At 54.6% G+C, this 17,187-nt stretch carries 18 protein-coding genes; 13 read left to right on the top strand and 5 right to left on the bottom strand.

Annotated elements, in window-relative coordinates; all coding sequences use genetic code 11:
- The 8 genes from mrdA (at position 1) to lipA (ending at position 8,827) form a co-directional block, all read left to right on the top strand.
- Positions 1 to 1,902 carry a peptidoglycan DD-transpeptidase MrdA gene (gene mrdA / locus BJF97_RS08550; RefSeq protein ID WP_004130417.1) on the top strand — a complete coding sequence of 634 codons (1,902 nt, stop codon included), beginning with the start codon at positions 1 to 3 and terminating at the stop codon, positions 1,900 to 1,902.
- Positions 1,902 to 3,014 (top strand): peptidoglycan glycosyltransferase MrdB, encoded by a 1,113-nt coding sequence (mrdB, locus tag BJF97_RS08545; protein WP_004100156.1) that lies wholly within the window; start codon positions 1,902 to 1,904, stop codon positions 3,012 to 3,014. Before mrdA ends, mrdB begins: the two co-directional genes overlap by 1 nt.
- Before the next feature lie 10 nt (positions 3,015 to 3,024).
- The gene (rlpA, locus tag BJF97_RS08540) at positions 3,025 to 4,125 is read left to right on the top strand and encodes an endolytic peptidoglycan transglycosylase RlpA (protein ID WP_032694331.1); all 1,101 of its coding nucleotides are present in this window, start codon (positions 3,025 to 3,027) and stop codon (positions 4,123 to 4,125) included.
- A gap of 143 nt (positions 4,126 to 4,268) precedes the next feature.
- Complete coding sequence (gene dacA, locus BJF97_RS08535) at positions 4,269 to 5,468, top strand: D-alanyl-D-alanine carboxypeptidase DacA (protein WP_004848782.1); 1,200 nt, start codon at positions 4,269 to 4,271, stop codon at positions 5,466 to 5,468.
- A 106-nt stretch (positions 5,469 to 5,574) separates the two neighbouring features.
- The gene (gene ybeD, locus BJF97_RS08530; protein WP_004100153.1) at positions 5,575 to 5,838 is read left to right on the top strand and encodes a DUF493 family protein YbeD; all 264 of its coding nucleotides are present in this window, start codon (positions 5,575 to 5,577) and stop codon (positions 5,836 to 5,838) included.
- A gap of 100 nt (positions 5,839 to 5,938) precedes the next feature.
- On the top strand, positions 5,939 to 6,583 hold the full coding sequence (lipB, locus tag BJF97_RS08525; protein WP_014228397.1) for a lipoyl(octanoyl) transferase LipB: 645 nt from the start codon (positions 5,939 to 5,941) through the stop codon (positions 6,581 to 6,583).
- 137 nt (positions 6,584 to 6,720) lie between these two features.
- Positions 6,721 to 7,674 carry a YbeF family transcriptional regulator gene (locus BJF97_RS08520; RefSeq protein ID WP_014837806.1) on the top strand — a complete coding sequence of 318 codons (954 nt, stop codon included), beginning with the start codon at positions 6,721 to 6,723 and terminating at the stop codon, positions 7,672 to 7,674.
- A gap of 187 nt (positions 7,675 to 7,861) precedes the next feature.
- Positions 7,862 to 8,827 carry a lipoyl synthase gene (gene lipA / locus BJF97_RS08515; RefSeq protein ID WP_004848774.1) on the top strand — a complete coding sequence of 322 codons (966 nt, stop codon included), beginning with the start codon at positions 7,862 to 7,864 and terminating at the stop codon, positions 8,825 to 8,827.
- A 227-nt stretch (positions 8,828 to 9,054) separates the two neighbouring features.
- Here the strand turns inward: lipA and tatE are convergent, their stop codons facing one another.
- Both tatE and BJF97_RS08505 read right to left on the bottom strand, forming a co-directional pair.
- Positions 9,055 to 9,258 (bottom strand): twin-arginine translocase subunit TatE, encoded by a 204-nt coding sequence (tatE, locus tag BJF97_RS08510; RefSeq protein WP_004130411.1) that lies wholly within the window; start codon positions 9,256 to 9,258, stop codon positions 9,055 to 9,057.
- A 127-nt stretch (positions 9,259 to 9,385) separates the two neighbouring features.
- Entirely contained in the window at positions 9,386 to 10,174 is a 789-nt protein-coding gene (locus tag BJF97_RS08505) for a deaminated glutathione amidase (RefSeq protein WP_014837805.1), read from the bottom strand.
- A 91-nt stretch (positions 10,175 to 10,265) separates the two neighbouring features.
- Between BJF97_RS08505 and crcB the strand changes: the two genes are divergently transcribed.
- Positions 10,266 to 10,649: a fluoride efflux transporter CrcB gene (gene crcB / locus BJF97_RS08500; RefSeq protein WP_004848768.1), complete on the top strand. Its 384-nt coding sequence runs from the start codon at positions 10,266 to 10,268 to the stop codon at positions 10,647 to 10,649.
- A 64-nt stretch (positions 10,650 to 10,713) separates the two neighbouring features.
- On the opposite strand, the gene cspE is transcribed toward crcB, so the two are convergent.
- On the bottom strand, positions 10,714 to 10,923 hold the full coding sequence (gene cspE / locus BJF97_RS08495; protein WP_004100146.1) for a transcription antiterminator/RNA stability regulator CspE: 210 nt from the start codon (positions 10,921 to 10,923) through the stop codon (positions 10,714 to 10,716).
- 195 nt (positions 10,924 to 11,118) lie between these two features.
- Positions 11,119 to 11,688, bottom strand: coding sequence for a lipid IV(A) palmitoyltransferase PagP (pagP, locus tag BJF97_RS08490; RefSeq protein ID WP_014228393.1), 570 nt, complete (start codon positions 11,686 to 11,688; stop codon positions 11,119 to 11,121).
- Between the two features lie 296 nt (positions 11,689 to 11,984).
- Between pagP and dcuC the strand changes: the two genes are divergently transcribed.
- The 4 genes from dcuC (at position 11,985) to uspG (ending at position 15,439) form a co-directional block, all read left to right on the top strand.
- The gene (gene dcuC, locus BJF97_RS08485; protein WP_014228392.1) at positions 11,985 to 13,358 is read left to right on the top strand and encodes an anaerobic C4-dicarboxylate transporter DcuC; all 1,374 of its coding nucleotides are present in this window, start codon (positions 11,985 to 11,987) and stop codon (positions 13,356 to 13,358) included.
- Positions 13,359 to 13,450: 92 nt separating this feature from the next.
- Positions 13,451 to 14,245, top strand: coding sequence for a ribonuclease I (gene rna, locus BJF97_RS08480; RefSeq protein WP_014228391.1), 795 nt, complete (start codon positions 13,451 to 13,453; stop codon positions 14,243 to 14,245).
- A gap of 155 nt (positions 14,246 to 14,400) precedes the next feature.
- Positions 14,401 to 14,811, top strand: coding sequence for a nucleoside diphosphate kinase regulator (rnk, locus tag BJF97_RS08475; RefSeq protein ID WP_014228390.1), 411 nt, complete (start codon positions 14,401 to 14,403; stop codon positions 14,809 to 14,811).
- Positions 14,812 to 15,010: 199 nt separating this feature from the next.
- Positions 15,011 to 15,439 (top strand): universal stress protein UspG, encoded by a 429-nt coding sequence (uspG, locus tag BJF97_RS08470; protein WP_004100140.1) that lies wholly within the window; start codon positions 15,011 to 15,013, stop codon positions 15,437 to 15,439.
- Between the two features lie 76 nt (positions 15,440 to 15,515).
- Here the strand turns inward: uspG and ahpF are convergent, their stop codons facing one another.
- Entirely contained in the window at positions 15,516 to 17,081 is a 1,566-nt protein-coding gene (ahpF, locus tag BJF97_RS08465) for an alkyl hydroperoxide reductase subunit F (protein ID WP_004848755.1), read from the bottom strand.
- Positions 17,082 to 17,187 lie beyond the last annotated feature (106 nt).

The following is a 17,187-nucleotide window of genomic DNA, read 5'->3' as shown; positions in this document are numbered from 1 at the left end:
ATGAAATTACAGAATTCTTTCCGCGACTATACGGCTGAATCCTCGCTGTTCGTGCGCCGGGCGCTGGTCGCTTTTTTGGGGATTTTGCTGCTTACCGGCGTACTGATCGCCAACCTTTATAACGTGCAAATTGTGCGTTACACCGACTATCAAACGCGTTCAAACGAAAACCGCATCAAGCTGGTCCCGATTCCGCCGAGCCGCGGCATTATCTACGATCGCAACGGCACGCCGCTGGCGCTCAACCGTACGATTTACCAGCTGGAGATGATGCCGGAGAAGGTCGACAACGTTCAGCAAACGCTGGATGCGCTGCGCGATGTTATCGACCTCACCGATGACGATGTGGCGAACTTTAAAAAAGAGCGCGCCCGCTCGCACCGCTTTACCTCTATTCCGGTGAAAGTTAACCTCAGCGAAGTGCAGGTCGCCCGTTTCGCGGTGAACCAGTACCGTTTTCCCGGCGTGGAAGTCAAAGGCTATAAGCGCCGCTACTATCCCTATAACTCCGCCCTGACCCACGTTATCGGCTACGTCTCTAAAATTAACGATAAAGACGTCGATCGCCTGGATAAAGAGGGGAAGCTGGCTAACTACGCCTCCACGCACGATATCGGCAAGCTGGGCATCGAGCGCTATTACGAAGATGTCCTGCACGGGCAAACCGGCTATGAAGAGGTTGAAGTGAACAACCGCGGCCGCGTGATTCGCCAGCTGAAAGAGGTCCCGCCGCAGGCCGGGCGCGATATCTATTTAACGCTCGACCTGAAGCTACAGCAGTACATTGAAACGCTGCTGGCCGGCAGCCGTGCGGCGGTCGTGGTCACCGACCCGCGCACCGGCGCAATCCTCGCGCTGGTCTCGACGCCAAGCTACGATCCCAACCTGTTCGTTGACGGTATTTCCAGCAAAGACTACTCCGGACTCCTCAACGATCCCAATACGCCGCTGGTTAACCGCGCGACTCAGGGCGTTTACCCACCGGCGTCGACGGTTAAGCCATACGTGGCCGTCTCGGCGCTCAGCGCCGGGGTTATTACCCGCAACACCAGCCTGTTTGACCCCGGCTGGTGGCAGCTTCCCGGCTCGGATAAACGCTACCGCGACTGGAAAAAGTGGGGCCACGGCCATCTGAACGTCACCAAAGCGCTGGAGGAGTCGGCCGACACCTACTTCTACCAGGTCGCCTACGACATGGGCATCGATCGCCTGTCGGAGTGGATGGGCAAATTTGGCTATGGCCACTATACCGGCGTTGACCTGGCGGAAGAGCGCTCCGGCAATATGCCGACCCGCGAATGGAAGCTCAAGCGCTTCAAGAAACCGTGGTACCAGGGCGATACTATCCCGGTCGGCATCGGACAGGGCTACTGGACGGCGACGCCTATCCAGATGAACAAGGCGCTGATGATCCTGATTAACGACGGCGTGGTTAAAGTACCGCACCTGCTGCAGAGCACGGTGGAGGACGGCAAACCGGTGCCGTGGGTTCAGCCGCATGAACCGCCGGTCGGCGATATTCACTCCGGTTTTTGGGAAATCGCCAAAGACGGGATGTTTGGCGTAGCCAACCGCGGCAACGGTACCGCGCATAAATACTTCGCCAGCGCGCCGTATAAAATTGCGGCCAAGTCGGGTACCGCACAGGTCTTCGGCCTGAAAGCCAATGAAACCTATAACGCGCACAGAATCGCTGAACGCCTGCGTGACCATAAACTGATGACGGCGTTTGCCCCTTACAACAACCCCCAGGTTGCCGTGGCGATTATTCTTGAGAACGGCGGCGCAGGTCCGGCAGTCGGTACCATTATGCGTCAGATTCTCGATCATATAATGCTGGGTGATAACAACACCAATCTGCCGAGTGAAAACCCGGCGGTAACGGCTGGGGAGGATCAATAATGACTGATAATCCAAATAAAAAATCGCTATGGGATAAAATCCACCTCGACCCCACCATGCTGCTTATCCTGCTGGCGCTGCTGACCTACAGCGCGCTGGTGATCTGGAGCGCCAGCGGTCAGGACATGGGCATGATGGAGCGCAAAATCGGCCAGATCGCCATGGGGATTGTTATCATGATCGTCATGGCGCAAATCCCGCCGCGGGTCTATGAAGGCTGGGCGCCCTATCTCTATATCTTCTGTATTATCCTGCTGGTGGCGGTTGACGCCTTCGGCGCCATCTCCAAAGGGGCGCAGCGCTGGCTGGATCTCGGCATCGTCCGTTTCCAGCCGTCGGAAATCGCCAAAATAGCCGTACCGCTGATGGTGGCGCGCTTTATCAACCGCGACGTTTGCCCGCCATCGCTGAAAAATACCGCTATCGCGCTGGTGCTGATTTTCCTGCCTACGCTGCTGGTCGCCGCGCAGCCTGACCTCGGGACCTCGATTCTGGTCGCCCTGTCCGGTCTGTTTGTCCTCTTTCTGTCTGGCCTGAGCTGGCGTCTGATTGGTATTGCCGTGGTGCTGGTCGCCGCCTTTATTCCCATCCTCTGGTTCTTCCTGATGCATGATTATCAGCGCCAGCGCGTAATGATGCTGCTCGACCCGGAAACCGATCCGCTCGGCGCGGGTTACCACATTATTCAGTCAAAAATCGCCATCGGCTCCGGCGGACTGCGCGGAAAAGGCTGGCTACACGGAACCCAGTCGCAGCTGGAGTTTCTGCCTGAGCGCCATACCGACTTTATCTTTGCCGTCCTGGCGGAAGAGCTGGGGCTGATCGGCGTACTGATTCTGCTGGCGCTCTATATTCTGCTGATTATGCGCGGGTTGTGGATTGCCGCCCAGGCGCAAACCACCTTTGGCCGGGTGATGGCCGGTGGTTTAATGTTGATTTTATTCGTTTATGTCTTCGTAAATATTGGTATGGTAAGTGGTATTTTACCGGTGGTGGGGGTACCTTTGCCGCTGGTCAGCTACGGGGGCTCTGCCCTAATCGTATTGATGGCCGGGTTTGGTATCGTCATGTCGATCCATACTCACAGAAAAATGTTGTCGAAAAGCGTGTAAGGGGTTCGCGATGCGTAAGCAATGGCTGGGGATCTGCATAGCAGCAGGGCTGCTGGCGGCATGTTCGAGTGAAGACGTTCAAAAGAAAACGGTCAGCACTCCACAGCCGGCCGTTTGCAATGGCCCAACGGTGGAGATTAGCGGCGCCGATCCGCAGTACGAAACGCCTAATGCCACGGCGAATCAGGATTATGAACGCGACGGCAAAAGCTACAAAATCGTCCAGGATCCGTCTAACTTTACCCAGGCAGGCTTCGCAGCCATCTACGATGCCGAGCCTAACAGCAATCTGACCGCATCGGGAGAAGCGTTCGATCCCACGCAGCTTACCGCGGCCCATCCTACGCTGCCGATCCCAAGCTACGCGCGGATCACCAACCTGGCGAACGGCCGCATGATCGTCGTGCGCATTAACGATCGCGGGCCTTACGGTAACGATCGCGTGATTTCACTGTCCCGCGCCTCAGCCGATCGTCTGAATACCTCGAACAATACCAAAGTGCGCATCGACCCGATCGTCGTCGCACCGGACGGCTCGCTTTCCGGTCCGGGTATGGCCTGTACCACCGTGGCCAAACAGACCTACGCGCTGCCCGCCCGCCCGAATCTTGACGGCGACAGCGGCGCGGCAATGAGTCAACCCGCGCAAACTGACGTGCACGCCATCAGTAATTCAACGCTGAAGCCGGAAGACACCACCGGCGCGCCGGTCAACAGCGGCGGTTTCCTCGGCGCCCCGACGCCGCTGAATAACGGCGTGCTGGAAGGCAGCGAGCCTGTCGTTCAAAGCGCGCCGGTTACCGCTCCGGGTTCAGTACAAGGCAGCGTTGCGCCCGCCGTGGCCGCCACCGCTGCCGTAGCGCCTGCCGCAGCGGCTAGCGCCAGCGGCGATTTCGTCGTACAGGTCGGCGCCGTCAGCGACCAGGCCCGCGCGCAGCAGTACCAGCAGCGTCTGAGTAAGCAATTTTCCGTCCCGGGCCGCGTCACGCAAAACGGCGCGGTATGGCGTATTCAGCTCGGCCCATTCAGCAGCAAAGCGCAGGCCAGCACGATTCAACAGCGTCTGCAAAGCGAAGCTCAGCTGCAGTCATTTATTACTCGCGCCAACTAAAGGCATCGCACCCGCCTCCCCTGCTTGTTGCGCATGACAAAGTCATTAACAAAGTCGTGCGCAATGTCGGATGCTGGTTCGTAGTGCGTTTGTTATAGTAAGGCACTTTTTTTAACTCCATCACGGATGCCGTTGTTCAGACCATGAAGACCTCTTTTACCACTCGCTTACTCGTTACGGCGCTCTCCGTGGCAGCGCTGTCCTCCGCTGCCCGCGCCGATGACCTGAATATCAAAACGATGATCCCAGGCGCCCCGCAGATTGACGCCGAATCCTGGATTCTTATCGATTACAACTCAGGCAAAGTCCTGGCAGAAAACAACGCCGACTCCCGCCGCGATCCGGCGAGCCTGACCAAAATGATGACCAGCTACGTGATTGGTCAGGCCATGAAAGCGGGCAAGTTTAAAGAGTCCGATCTGGTCACCGTGGGTAACGACGCGTGGGCGACCGGCAACCCGGTCTTTAAAGGCTCCTCGCTGATGTTCCTTAAACCGGGTATGCAAGTGCCGGTTTCGCAGCTGATCCGCGGCATCAACCTGCAGTCCGGCAACGACGCCTGCGTGGCGATGGCCGACTACGTCGCCGGCAGCCAGGATGCCTTCGTCAGCCTGATGAACAACTACGTTAACGCCCTCGGCCTGAAAAACACCCACTTCCAGACCGTACACGGCCTGGATGCCGATGGTCAGTTCAGCTCCGCGCGCGACATGGCGCTTATCGGCCAGGCGCTGATCCGCGATGTCCCGAATGAATACACCATCTATAAAGAAAAAGAGTTTACCTTCAACGGTATTCGTCAGCTCAACCGCAACGGGCTGCTGTGGGATAACAGCCTGAACGTCGACGGGATTAAAACCGGCCATACTGACAAAGCGGGCTATAACCTCGTGGCCTCGGCAACCGAAGGCCAGATGCGCCTGATCTCCGCCGTGATGGGCGGCCGCACCTACAAAGGCCGCGAGTCTGAAAGCAAAAAGCTGCTGACCTGGGGCTTCCGCTTCTTTGAAACCGTTAATCCGATTAAAGCCGGTAAAGAGTTCGCTTCTGAGCCTGCCTGGTTTGGCGATACCGATCGCGCCTCGCTCGGCGTGGATAAAGACGTTTACCTGACTATCCCGCGCGGTCGCATGAAAGATCTGAAGGCCAGCTACGTGCTGAATAACGCGGAGCTGCACGCGCCGCTGCAGAAAAATCAGGTGGTAGGCACCATTAACTTCCAGCTGGATGGCAAAACGATCGATCAGCGCCCGCTGGTCGTACTGCAGGAAATCCCGGAAGGCAATTTCTTCGGTAAAATCATTGATTACATTAAATTAATGTTCCATCACTGGTTTGGTTAAAAATCGACCACTTGAAAGTGTGATTTAGATCCCCATATACTAGTTATCCTGATAACTCCCACACGTCGTGGGAGTTATTATTTTTTGTTGTAACACCGGAGCTGACATGAAAACCAAACTTAACGAACTGCTTGAATTCCCTACTCCATTTACTTACAAAGTAATGGGACAGGCGTTGCCGGAGCTGGTTGACCAGGTGGTTGAAGTGGTACAGCGCCATGCACCAGGTGATTACTCTCCGACGGTAAAACCCAGCAGCAAAGGCAACTACCACTCTGTCTCTATCACCATCAATGCAACCCATATTGAGCAGGTAGAAACCCTCTACGAAGAGCTGGGCAATATTGAAATCGTACGAATGGTGCTGTAAATCTCTTCCCCTGACCCGGCCTCCACGCCGGGTCATTCTCGCTTTCTCGCTGTGATATACTTCCCCACTCAAATCATTCTCTCTCTGCGGAGACGTTGTTTTGCAGCACAATAAAATCCTCATCCGCCAGCTCGGCCTGCAACCTTACGAACCTGTCTCGCAGGCAATGCATGAATTTACCGACACCCGCGACGATGCCACGCTGGATGAAATCTGGCTGGTAGAGCATTACCCGGTGTTCACACAGGGTCAGGCCGGAAAGGCCGAACATGTTCTGGTTCCCGGCGAGATCCCCGTTATTCAGAGCGATCGCGGCGGACAGGTCACCTATCATGGTCCCGGACAGCAGGTGATGTACGTTCTGCTGAACCTGAAACGGCGCAAGCTGGGCGTACGCGAGCTGGTCACGCTGTTAGAGCAAACCGTCGTGAACACCCTGGCGGAGTACGGTATTGAATCGCACCCGCGAGCAGACGCCCCCGGCGTCTACGTGGGCGATCGAAAAATCTGCTCCCTGGGTTTGCGCATCCGCAAAGGTTGCTCATTCCACGGCCTGGCGCTGAATATCAACATGGATCTGTCACCATTCCTGAGGATTAACCCCTGCGGTTATGCCGGAATGGAGATGACCCAGATGCGCCAGTGGCTGCCCGATGCCCGTACGGAGACCGTGTCTCCACGCCTGGCCGCCAATCTGCTGGCGTTGCTCAACGATCCACCTGCGGAATATCTTCAAGGCCGCTAGTCATCGCGTCCCGCTACCGCGGGACGTCACATTTATCCCTCAGGCGCGATTAAGCCTTTATTTTTGCAATCAATTATCACTAATAAAATAATTGTGACCGCTATAATGGTGCTAATCATCACTAGCGGAAATACAGAGTGGAAGAAAATAACGCTCAGAGCGTACCAACCGAACGAGTTGACGATCGCTACGATCGACAGATGTTTCGCATTTTGCGCAACATAGACCTCAATTTACTCACTATTTTTGAAGCGGTTTACGTCCATAAAGGCATCGTCAACGCGGCAAAAATACTGAATATCACGCCGTCGGCGATTAGTCAGTCCCTGAACAAACTGCGCGCCCTCTTCCCTGACCCGCTCTTTATTCGCAAGGGCCAGGGCGTGACGCCAACGGCCTACGCCACGCATCTGCATAAGCATATCAGTGAGGGGATGGAGGCGTTTCTCAACGCCCTGGATTTAACCGGCAATACGCAGCGGGAACGGGTGATAACCGTGGCCACCTCTCCGGCTATCGGCGCGTTGATCATGCCGGTTATCACCAAAAAGCTGCGGAGCGTCTTTCCCCAGATTTTGCTGCACAACGTCGCCATTACCGACGCGGCCAGCCAGTTAAACCAGCGTCAGGTTGACCTGCTGGTCGACAGCTTCCCCCACAGCGGGCAGGCGATTACGCACCATGTGCTATTTCAGGATAGCGTACATATCTTCTGCCGGGCAGGGCATCCGGCCCTCGCGCTCCCCGCAAACTCAGCAAACCTGGGCCAATATGAATTCGCTCTCCTGCAGCCCGAAGGACAGCGCTATACGACCATCCTGCGTCACCTGCAGGAGCATCTCGGCGAACGCCGCTATGGTTTCAGTAGCTATAATCTGTTAACTCAAGCAGCCCTGGTCAACGACAGCGATATGCTGGGGCTAATCACTTCCGGAATGTTTTCCCTGGTCGAGAAGATTTGGCCCTTAAAAATGCTCGATTTCCCGCCGCTGCGGGAAGAAAAAATTGATATTGCGCTGCACTATAACAAGCTCAGCGCGCAGGAGCCCTTGCTGAAAGAGATCGTAGAGACGATTCGTCAGGCTTTTTAGCCGATAAGGCACGAGAGGGAAAAGCATAAAACAACAACTATTTTACAATTTGCCCGGCCAGCAGGCTGCTTTATGCCCCGTATCAATGATATACTGCCTGCGTTTAATTCAAAAATAGTTGATAAATGCAACATTTACTTGAATTGATTCGCTTTCCTTCGTCACTCGCAACTGGAACACGCACGCTATGAGTAAACCCATTGTGATGGAACGCGGTGTAAAATACCGCGATGCCGATAAAATGGCCCTTATCCCGGTGAAAAACGTGGCAACTGAGCGTGAAGCTCTGCTCAGAAAACCGGAATGGATGAAAATCAAACTTCCGGCTGACTCGTCCCGTATCCAGGGGATCAAGGCAGCGATGCGTAAGAACGGCCTGCACTCCGTGTGCGAAGAAGCCTCTTGCCCTAACCTCGCGGAATGTTTTAACCACGGAACGGCAACCTTTATGATCCTGGGCGCCATCTGTACCCGTCGTTGCCCGTTCTGCGATGTTGCCCACGGTCGCCCGGTGACACCGGACGCCAACGAACCGCAAAAGCTGGCGCAAACCATCGCCGATATGGCGCTGCGCTATGTGGTGGTGACTTCCGTGGATCGCGACGATCTGCGCGATGGCGGCGCTCAGCACTTTGCCGACTGCATCAGCGCGATTCGCGAAAAAAGCCCGACGATTAAAATTGAAACCCTGGTGCCGGACTTCCGCGGCCGTATGGATCGTGCGCTGGAAATCCTTCAGGCGACGCCGCCGGACGTGTTTAACCATAACCTGGAAAACGTGCCGCGCCTGTATCGCCAGGTCCGCCCGGGAGCCGACTACAACTGGTCCCTGAAGCTGCTGGAACGCTTTAAAGAAGCCCACCCGGAGATCCCGACGAAATCGGGCCTGATGGTGGGGTTAGGCGAAACCAATGCTGAAATCGTAGAAGTGATGCGCGATCTGCGCCGCCACGGCGTCACCATGCTGACGTTAGGCCAGTATTTACAGCCGAGCCGCCACCACCTGCCGGTACAGCGCTACGTCAGCCCGGATGAGTTCGAAGAGATGAAAGCCGAAGCGATGGCCATGGGCTTTACCCATGCTGCCTGCGGGCCGTTCGTTCGTTCCTCCTATCATGCCGATCTACAGGCCAAAGGCATGGAAGTGAAATAATCTCTGCCTCGACCGCGGCGTGATATTTTTAGCGCAGCGGTCCGTTCTGCCGATGCGTTCCGTTACCCGCTCAAAATCCCAACCCGGTAACAGTTGGTTGCATCTTTTTCGTCAAAACCCAGTGCAAATAACAAAAAGAGGCCGCAGCGCTATCGCTGCAGCCTCTTTGCCGACGCGGTTTATCCCCGTCGGTAGCGAGCCCCCTCGTTCAGGAAACTCGTCGCGAATTACTCTTTATGAGAGAGCTTCTGCGCCGGCGCTTCTTCAGCACTGGTCTTTTTCGCACTGTCATCGTCATCGTTCATGGCTTTTTTAAAGCCTTTGATAGCCGAGCCCAGGTCTCCACCCAGCGTGCGTAACTTTTTGGTACCAAACACCAGGATAATCAGCGCTGCGACTACCAGCAGTTTGGTAATACTAATCTCACCCATAGCTAACCTTCTTCTCTAATACAAGCTGCGAATACGCCATCATACACGCATACAATTAACGGCTATTTGACGCGCGGACACAATAGCAATCTGTAACAAGGTGAATCAAGCCTTGTTTAAAAAAACGTCATAATAATTGCGGTGGCGCAAAGCGGCGATTCTGCAACACCGGCAGACGCTCGCGTACCTGCTGAATATAATCAGCTGAAAGTTCGGCAAAAATCAACTGCGGCCGCTCTCCTGCCCCGGCAAGCGTTGTCCCTAAGGGATCGACAATACGACTCTGGCCGATATTACGCGTCCCGCACTCCCCGGCGGCGACAAGATAACAGGTGGTATCCAGGGCCCGCGCCGCTAATAGCGTCGCCCAATGATGCTCCTTCAGCGGCCCTTTTACCCACGCGGCGGGCAACACGATGAGCTGCGCACCGCTGAGCGCTAACGACAGCGCCAGCTCAGGGAAACGTAAATCGTAGCAGGTCATCAGCCCGACGCGCATCCCATCCACCTCGATAAGCGGCGGAATCTGCCGCCCGGCATCGACCAGCCGGGACTCCTGAATATTGAAAGCATCATACAGATGCAGTTTCTGATATTGCGCAATAATCTTGCCCTGACGTAGCGCCACCAGCGTATTCGCTGCCCGTCCTTCGCCGGAAGGAATATGCAGGGTCAGCGCCGTCGTCAAGGCGTTGTTTTCGCTCTCTGCCAGCAAGAGCCGTAGAAAGCCGCCATCAAGGCGCTGGGCGGATTTAACCGATAAGTCCGCATCGTTATCGTCTCGCGCCAGCAGCGCTTCCGGGAGAACCAGAAGCGCGGCCCCCCGCTCCGCGGCCTGACGCATCATGCTCACGCAGGTCTGCGCGTTTTCCGTCCAGTCCGGCGTTACGGCAAATTGTCCGGCAGCAACAAGCATCTTTTCTCTCCCGTCAGGTTAGTCATAGCCAGTGAGGCCTTTCGCGCGCTACACTCGAAGTTTAGTCTCGATCAATAAACAGGGAATGACCGTGTTGCAACTCCTTTTGGCTGTGTTTCTTGGCGGCGGCACCGGCAGCGTTTTGCGCTGGTGGCTGGGTATGAAGTTTAACCCCATGCATCATGCTATCCCCATTGGTACGCTCACCGCTAACCTGCTGGGCGCTTTTATTATCGGCGCAGGGCTGGCATGGTTTAACCGCCTGACGGATATCGATCCGATGTGGAAGCTGCTTATCACCACCGGCTTTTGCGGCGGGCTGACCACCTTCTCCACGTTTTCCGCCGAAGTGGTGTTTCTACTCCAGCAGGGGCGCTTTAGCTGGGCGTTACTCAACGTACTGGTCAACTTGTCAGGCTCATTTGCCATGACGGCCGCCGCGTTCTGGCTGTTTTCACATGCGGCCAGCCGCTAGCCCCTGACCGCAGGCAAAAAAAAACCCGCCATGAGCGGGTTTTTATATTCTACTGACGCGTTGCTTAGATAGGCATTACGTTTGCAGCAGAAGGGCCTTTGGCACCGTTAGTGATTTCGAACTCTACGCGCTGACCTTCAGCCAGAGTTTTGAAACCGTTGGACTGGATTGCAGAGAAATGTACGAATACATCTTTGCTGCCATCTTCCGGAGTAATGAAACCGAATCCTTTGGACTCATTAAACCACTTAACGTTACCTTTAATCTTAGACATCAAAATTACCTTTATATGAAAAAATCGACACTAATACTGTGTCGGGTATCAGTACACCAATTGTGGTACCTTTTGTCCAGCGCAACTTTGCTAAAAAGTGATAAAAGTCTCTATCTTTTTGCACCGGGCTCACGTTAGTCTTTGTTTTTCAACAAGACAGTCCGCTTATCTCTTTTATTGCTATAAAAAATCGCATCAAAACTGAATGCGCGCCCAGGCAAAGTAAACGTTTCCGTTGTTATAGGTGCCCGGGATATAGGTCATCTGGAACGTGGCCGGGCCGTACCCGATAGAAGCCAGAGGCAGCACGACCGGAATCGGGATGTAGTTCCAGTTATCGCGCGCCGTCACGCCAAGCGTATAGCCTAAACCCAGATGGAAATTATCGTCTGCTAAGGGACGCCAGGTTTTCTCCCAGCCATAGCCGCCGATAGGCTCCCACTTATTATAAGAGTCTTTAAAGGCCATCAAATAGATGCCATGCCAGTTCCCTTTATCATCCCAGCGCGAGACGCCGAAGCCGGCGCCCCAGGGACGTTCGTTGTAGCGGTCCGTTTTCTCTTTGTCGTAGGCGAAACGGGCGTGCCAGGTCACCGCGGGGATATAAAGATCATAGTGCTCAGGCTCATTCCAGGTCTGCGCGACGTTATCGCTCAGCGTATTGTAGCCGTCACGAAGCGTCGAACTAAACGATGCATTAGCGGAGGTGGATGATAGCAGCAGGCCCAGGCATCCCAGAAACAACCCTATAAATCGACGTCGCATTACACTTTTCTCTTACCAGTATCATTTTTAAAGCGGAGTAAGATAACAAAGATAATCTTAATACTACCTTAACGGTATTAGGCAAACTCTTGATTTATCCGGTGCAAAAAATCTGAAAATCTCTCGCGTCCTGGCTTTGACCAGGCGGGCATGGTACCGCCTGACAGGAATTCTCATCGATTTATTGATTTGCGTCAGCGAGTTTCGCCCGTTTTTTAGGCACATTCCCTCACTAAATTTTTTCTTCGCTTCATTTATTAGTAGATTCTTTGGGTTAATGGTTTAGGGGTAAAAGAATGCTTACGCTAGTAGAGATCCTGATTGGGATTGTGGTCATTGTGGGCGTCGCCCGCTATATCATTAAAGGCTATTCCGCCACCGGCGTGCTGTTCGTCGGTGGCTTAGTATTACTCATCGCCAGCGCGCTGATGGGGCATAAGGTTTTACCAGGCGACGCAAAGAGCACCGGTTATTCTGCAACCGATATCGTTGAATATATTAAGATACTGCTGATGAGCCGCGGCGGCGACCTCGGCATGATGATCATGATGCTCTGCGGTTTCGCGACTTATATGACGCACATCGGCGCCAATGACATGGTGGTGAAGCTGGCGTCAAAACCGCTGCGCTTCATTAACTCCCCCTATCTACTGATGATCGCCGCTTATTTCGTTGCCTGCCTGATGTCGCTGGCCGTCTCCTCCGCTACCGGTCTGGGAGTACTGCTGATGGCGACACTGTTCCCGGTGATGGTCAACGTTGGCATCAGCCGCGGCGCTGCCGCCGCTATCTGCGCTTCTCCGGCGGCGATTATTCTCTCCCCCACTTCCGGCGACGTCGTGCTGGCCGCCAAAGCCGCCGAAATGCCGCTGATTGACTTTGCCTTTAAAACCACGCTGCCCATTTCTATTGTGGCCATTATCAGCATGGCGATCGCTCACTTTTTCTGGCAGCGATACCTGGATAAAAAAGAAAACGTCGCCCATGAAATGCTCGATGTAAACGAGATAACCACGACCGCCCCCGCTTTCTACGCCATTCTGCCGTTTACGCCGATAATCGGCGTACTGATTTTCGACGGCAAATGGGGCCCGGAGCTGCACATCATCACCATTCTTGTGCTCTGCATGCTGCTGGCGGCGGTTCTGGAATTCTGCCGCGGCTTTAACACCAAAAATGTGTTCAATGGCCTGGAAGCGGCGTATCGCGGCATGGCTGACGCGTTTGCCGGTGTGGTGATGCTGCTGGTAGCCGCCGGCGTCTTTGCTCAGGGTCTGAGTACCATTGGCTTTATTAACGGTCTGATCTCTATCGCCACGTCGTTCGGCTCCGCCAGTATCATTCTGATGCTGGTGCTGGTCATTCTGACCATGCTGGCGGCGATGACCACCGGTTCCGGTAACGCCCCCTTCTATGCTTTCGTTGAGATGATCCCGAAGCTGGCGCACTCTTCCGGCATCAATCCAGCTTATCTCTCGATCCCGATGCTGCAGGCATCTAACCTTGGCCGAACCATTTCTCCGGTCTCCGGCGTGGTGGTCGCCGTGGCCGGTATGGCAAAAATTTCGCCGTTTGAAGTGGTGAAACGGACCTCTGTCCCGGTGCTGGTTGGTTTGTTAGTGGTGATTATCGCCACCGAAGTTCTGGTTCCCGGCAGCGCAATCCGCTAAAGCTGAAACCGTGTGAAAAGGCGCCTGTTGGCGCCTTTTTTATGCTTTAATAACTCAATGTTATCAATGACCATTTGTCATCAGGAATAAAAATGTTCAGGAAGGATTTCGTTGCCATTGCCCTTTTGCTCAGCGCCGCCCAGGTCAGCGCAGATCCGCTGATCGCCACGCAATACGGTGATTTTGACCGCTACGTGCTGGCTCTCTCCTGGCAAACGGGGTTCTGCCAAAGTATGCAAGACCGCAACCGCAGCGAACCGGAAGAGTGCCGCCTGCAGCAGGAACTCAGCAATAAAGCCGATTTTCTCACCGTTCACGGCCTGTGGCCGAGCCTGCCAAAATCTATTGCCGCACGGGGGGTGGACGAGCGGCGCTGGATGCGCTTTGGCTGTGCGACCCGCCCTGTTCCCAATATGCCGGAAGCAAAAGCCGGGCAAAAATGTCGGGCGGCTGAAACCGGGCTCTCGCTGGAAATGGCGAATAAGCTTAACGGCGTGATGCCGGGTTCGGGCGGAAACTCATGTCTCGAACGTTATGAATACGCCAAGCATGGCGTTTGCTTTGGTTTCGATCCTGACAACTATTTCGGCACCATGGTGCGCCTGAACGGCGAGATAAAACAGAGCCATCTGGGCGCTTTCCTGGCCAAACACTATGGGCAAACCGTTAGCCGGGATGGCTTCAACGCCGCGGTTGCTGAGGCCTATGGAAAACAGAACGTCAGGGCTTTCAAGTTAACCTGCAACGGCAACCCCGCCTATCTGACTGAGATGCAAATCTCCATCAAAGCAGCGGCCATTAATGCCCCTCTCTCCGCTGATTCATTCTTACCCCAGCCCCATCCGGGGAACTGCGGTAAGCAATTTCTGCTGGATAAAGCCGGCTAGATTTCATACAACTCCGCTATGGTTCGTTGATGAATGTGCGTTTAATCACTTCAAACCACCAGCAAGTCTCAGTATGATGAGAGGACATTAACCCTTGCCATTTTCGGCGAGGGTTTTCTTTTACGGACAGGTTCCTGGATAACATGGAGTATGAGATGACCAGACCCGCAATTATCATTAATGAACTGGATGCAGAACGCATCGACAGACTGCTGGAACAACCGGCTTTCGCCAACTCACCGGTAGCGGACGCGCTGAATGACGAGCTTGACCGCGCGCAGATGCTGGCCCCGGAAGCCATGCCGCATGATGTTGTCAGCATGAATAGCAAGGTCAGATTTCGCGATTTAACCACCGGTGAAGAGCGCATCCGCACGCTGGTTTTCCCGGCGCAGGTCACGGATAGCGCCACCCAGCTTTCGGTGATGGCGCCGGTTGGCGCAGCCCTGCTGGGCCTCAAAGTCGGCAGCACGATTCACTGGGAATTACCGGGCGGCACCTCAACGCACCTTGAAGTGCTGGAACTGCTGTATCAGCCGGAGGCCGCTGGCGATTTTCACCGTTAATCTCCCCGCTGCCTGAAGCGTTTCGCGCTTTATTCAGAGGATGTTACTGCATCCTCTTTCTGCATCTTTCGCTCTTCTCCTCTCTTTTGACAAACTTTTACGCCGCCCTCGTACCGTTCTGACAATTTTGCGACCTGAATGGCACAATACTTTCCTATAATGTGTTGATATAAAAGCAGACGAACAAGGAGGAATGCATATGTATAAAACCATCATTATGCCCGTTGATGTCTTTGAAATGGAGTTAAGCGATAAAGCCGTTCGCCATGCGGAGTTTTTAGCCCAGCAGGACGGGGTTATCCATCTTCTCCACGTACTACCCGGTTCATCAAGCTTCACGATGAGTCGTTTTACCGCCGATCTGCGCCGCTTTGAAGAGCATTTGCAGCATGAAGCAGAAACGCGCCTGAAAACGATGGCCGGCCATTTCAGCATTGACCCGTCGCGAATCAAAATGCACGTCCGCTTTGGCAACGTGCGCGATATGGTCAATGAACTGGCCAATGAAATTAAAGCCGATGTGGTGGTGATAGGCTCCCGTAACCCTTCGATCAGCACCCATCTGCTGGGTTCCAACGCCTCAAGCGTGATTCGCCATGCGCATATTCCGGTGATGGTGGTCAGGTAGCGGCGGTAAGGTAAAAAAAGAGGCTACCCCAGGGTAGCCTCTTTGCTGTGCAGGTTTGGTCTTACTTTATTATGAATTATGCAGTCTTAGTGCGAATCAGGTAATCGAACGAGCTCAAAGACGCCTTCGCACCTTCGCCGGTGGCGATAATAATCTGTTTGTACGGAACGGTCGTGCAGTCGCCGGCAGCGAAAACGCCCTTCACGTTGGTTTCACATTTCGCATCAATGATGATTTCACCCATGCGGTTGCGCTCAATCGCGCCTTCCAGCCAGTTGGTATTCGGCAGCAGACCGATCTGCACGAAGATCCCCGACAGCGCCACGTGATGCTCATCGCCGCTCACGCGGTCGCGGTACTGCAGGCCAGTGACTTTGCTACCGTCGCCCACCACTTCCGTGGTCTGCGCGTTGAGAATGATATCGACGTTTTTCAGGCTGCGGACTTTATCCTGCAGAACCTGGTCGGCCTTCATTTCCGGCGCGAACTCCAGCAGAGTAACGTGTTCAACAACGCCTGCCAGATCGATTGCCGCTTCCACACCGGAGTTACCGCCGCCGATAACCGCCACGCGTTTACCTTTAAACAGCGGGCCGTCGCAGTGCGGGCAGTAGGTCACGCCCTTGGTACGATACTGATCCTCACCCGGCACGTTCATGTTACGCCATTTCGCGCCGGTGGCAATGATAACGCTACGCGCTTTCAGCACCGCGCCGGAGGCGGTCTCAACCTGATGCAGGCCGCCTTCAACCGTCGCCGGGATCAGTCTGGAGGCGCTCTGAGAATCGATCACATCAACATCGTATTCGCTGACGTGCGCTTTTAATGCGCCAGCCAGTTTCTGGCCTTCCGTTTTGGGTACTGAAATATAGTTTTCAATATCAACGGTATCCAGCACCTGGCCGCCAAAGCGTTCACCCATCAGGCCGGTACGAATACCTTTACGCGCGGAGTAAACGGCTGCCGCTGCGCCGGACGGGCCGGAGCCAACGATTAAGACATCATAGGCTTCACGTTTATTCAGCTCTTCCGCCGCGCGTTTTTCCGCGCCGGTATCCACTTTGGCAACGATTTCCGTCAGCGTCATGCGACCCTGACCAAATTCCTTACCGTTCATAAATACCGCCGGTACGCCCATCACGTTGCGTTCGGTGATTTCATTCTGATACGTTCCGCCGTCAATCGCCGTGTGCTTGATGCGCGGGTTCAGTACCGCCATCAGGTTCAGCGCCTGAACCACGTCCGGGCAGTTATGGCATGAAAGCGAATAGTAGGTTTCGAATTCAAAATCACCGTCGATATTGCGGATCTGCTCCAGCAGAGTCTGCGCTTCTTTTGACGGATGACCGCCGGTCCACAGCAGAGCCAGAACTAAAGAGGTGAATTCATGTCCCAGCGGAGAGCCGGCAAAGCGCGGCCCCTGGCTGGAGCCGGGGTTGGTAATCAGGAATGACGGCTTACGCACCGCCAGGCCGTTATCTTCTTTGAAGGTGACTTTATCTGACAGTTCAGCAATTTCAGCCAGCAGTTCCCTGATTTCTGCCGATTTAGCGCCGTCATCCAGCGTGGCAATCAGCTCAACAGGTTTGGTCAGCTTCTCAAGATAAGCCTTGAGCTGGGTTTTCATGTTGGTGTCGAGCATTTTTATCTCCTGGGCTTAAAACATCATCATGCAAGCGGCCTCGTTCAGGCAGCCTGACTACGCTTGCATCATGGTGTTGGAATAAAATGGGCGCCGGTGCGCCCAT

It is taken from the genome of Klebsiella sp. LTGPAF-6F (genome assembly GCF_001753185.1).
Taxonomy (GTDB): Bacteria; Pseudomonadota; Gammaproteobacteria; order Enterobacterales; family Enterobacteriaceae; genus Klebsiella; species Klebsiella michiganensis.
Note: the sequence above shows the minus strand (reverse complement) of the source record. Positions and strands in the feature narration are given on the sequence as shown.

Excerpts from the sequence above, each read along its gene's own strand:
- mrdA (WP_004130417.1), top strand. The coding sequence starts at position 1 with ATGAAATTACAGAATTCTTTCCGCGACTATACGGCTGAATCCTCGCTG.
- mrdB (WP_004100156.1), top strand. The coding sequence starts at position 1,902 with ATGACTGATAATCCAAATAAAAAATCGCTATGGGATAAAATCCACCTC.
- rlpA (WP_032694331.1), top strand. The coding sequence starts at position 3,025 with ATGCGTAAGCAATGGCTGGGGATCTGCATAGCAGCAGGGCTGCTGGCG.
- dacA (WP_004848782.1), top strand. The coding sequence starts at position 4,269 with ATGAAGACCTCTTTTACCACTCGCTTACTCGTTACGGCGCTCTCCGTG.
- ybeD (WP_004100153.1), top strand. The coding sequence starts at position 5,575 with ATGAAAACCAAACTTAACGAACTGCTTGAATTCCCTACTCCATTTACT.
- lipA (WP_004848774.1), top strand. The coding sequence starts at position 7,862 with ATGAGTAAACCCATTGTGATGGAACGCGGTGTAAAATACCGCGATGCC.
- tatE (WP_004130411.1), bottom strand. The coding sequence starts at position 9,258 with ATGGGTGAGATTAGTATTACCAAACTGCTGGTAGTCGCAGCGCTGATT.
- BJF97_RS08505 (WP_014837805.1), bottom strand. The coding sequence starts at position 10,174 with ATGCTTGTTGCTGCCGGACAATTTGCCGTAACGCCGGACTGGACGGAA.
- cspE (WP_004100146.1), bottom strand. The coding sequence starts at position 10,923 with ATGTCTAAGATTAAAGGTAACGTTAAGTGGTTTAATGAGTCCAAAGGA.
- pagP (WP_014228393.1), bottom strand. The coding sequence starts at position 11,688 with ATGCGACGTCGATTTATAGGGTTGTTTCTGGGATGCCTGGGCCTGCTG.
- dcuC (WP_014228392.1), top strand. The coding sequence starts at position 11,985 with ATGCTTACGCTAGTAGAGATCCTGATTGGGATTGTGGTCATTGTGGGC.
- rna (WP_014228391.1), top strand. The coding sequence starts at position 13,451 with ATGTTCAGGAAGGATTTCGTTGCCATTGCCCTTTTGCTCAGCGCCGCC.
- rnk (WP_014228390.1), top strand. The coding sequence starts at position 14,401 with ATGACCAGACCCGCAATTATCATTAATGAACTGGATGCAGAACGCATC.
- uspG (WP_004100140.1), top strand. The coding sequence starts at position 15,011 with ATGTATAAAACCATCATTATGCCCGTTGATGTCTTTGAAATGGAGTTA.
- ahpF (WP_004848755.1), bottom strand. The coding sequence starts at position 17,081 with ATGCTCGACACCAACATGAAAACCCAGCTCAAGGCTTATCTTGAGAAG.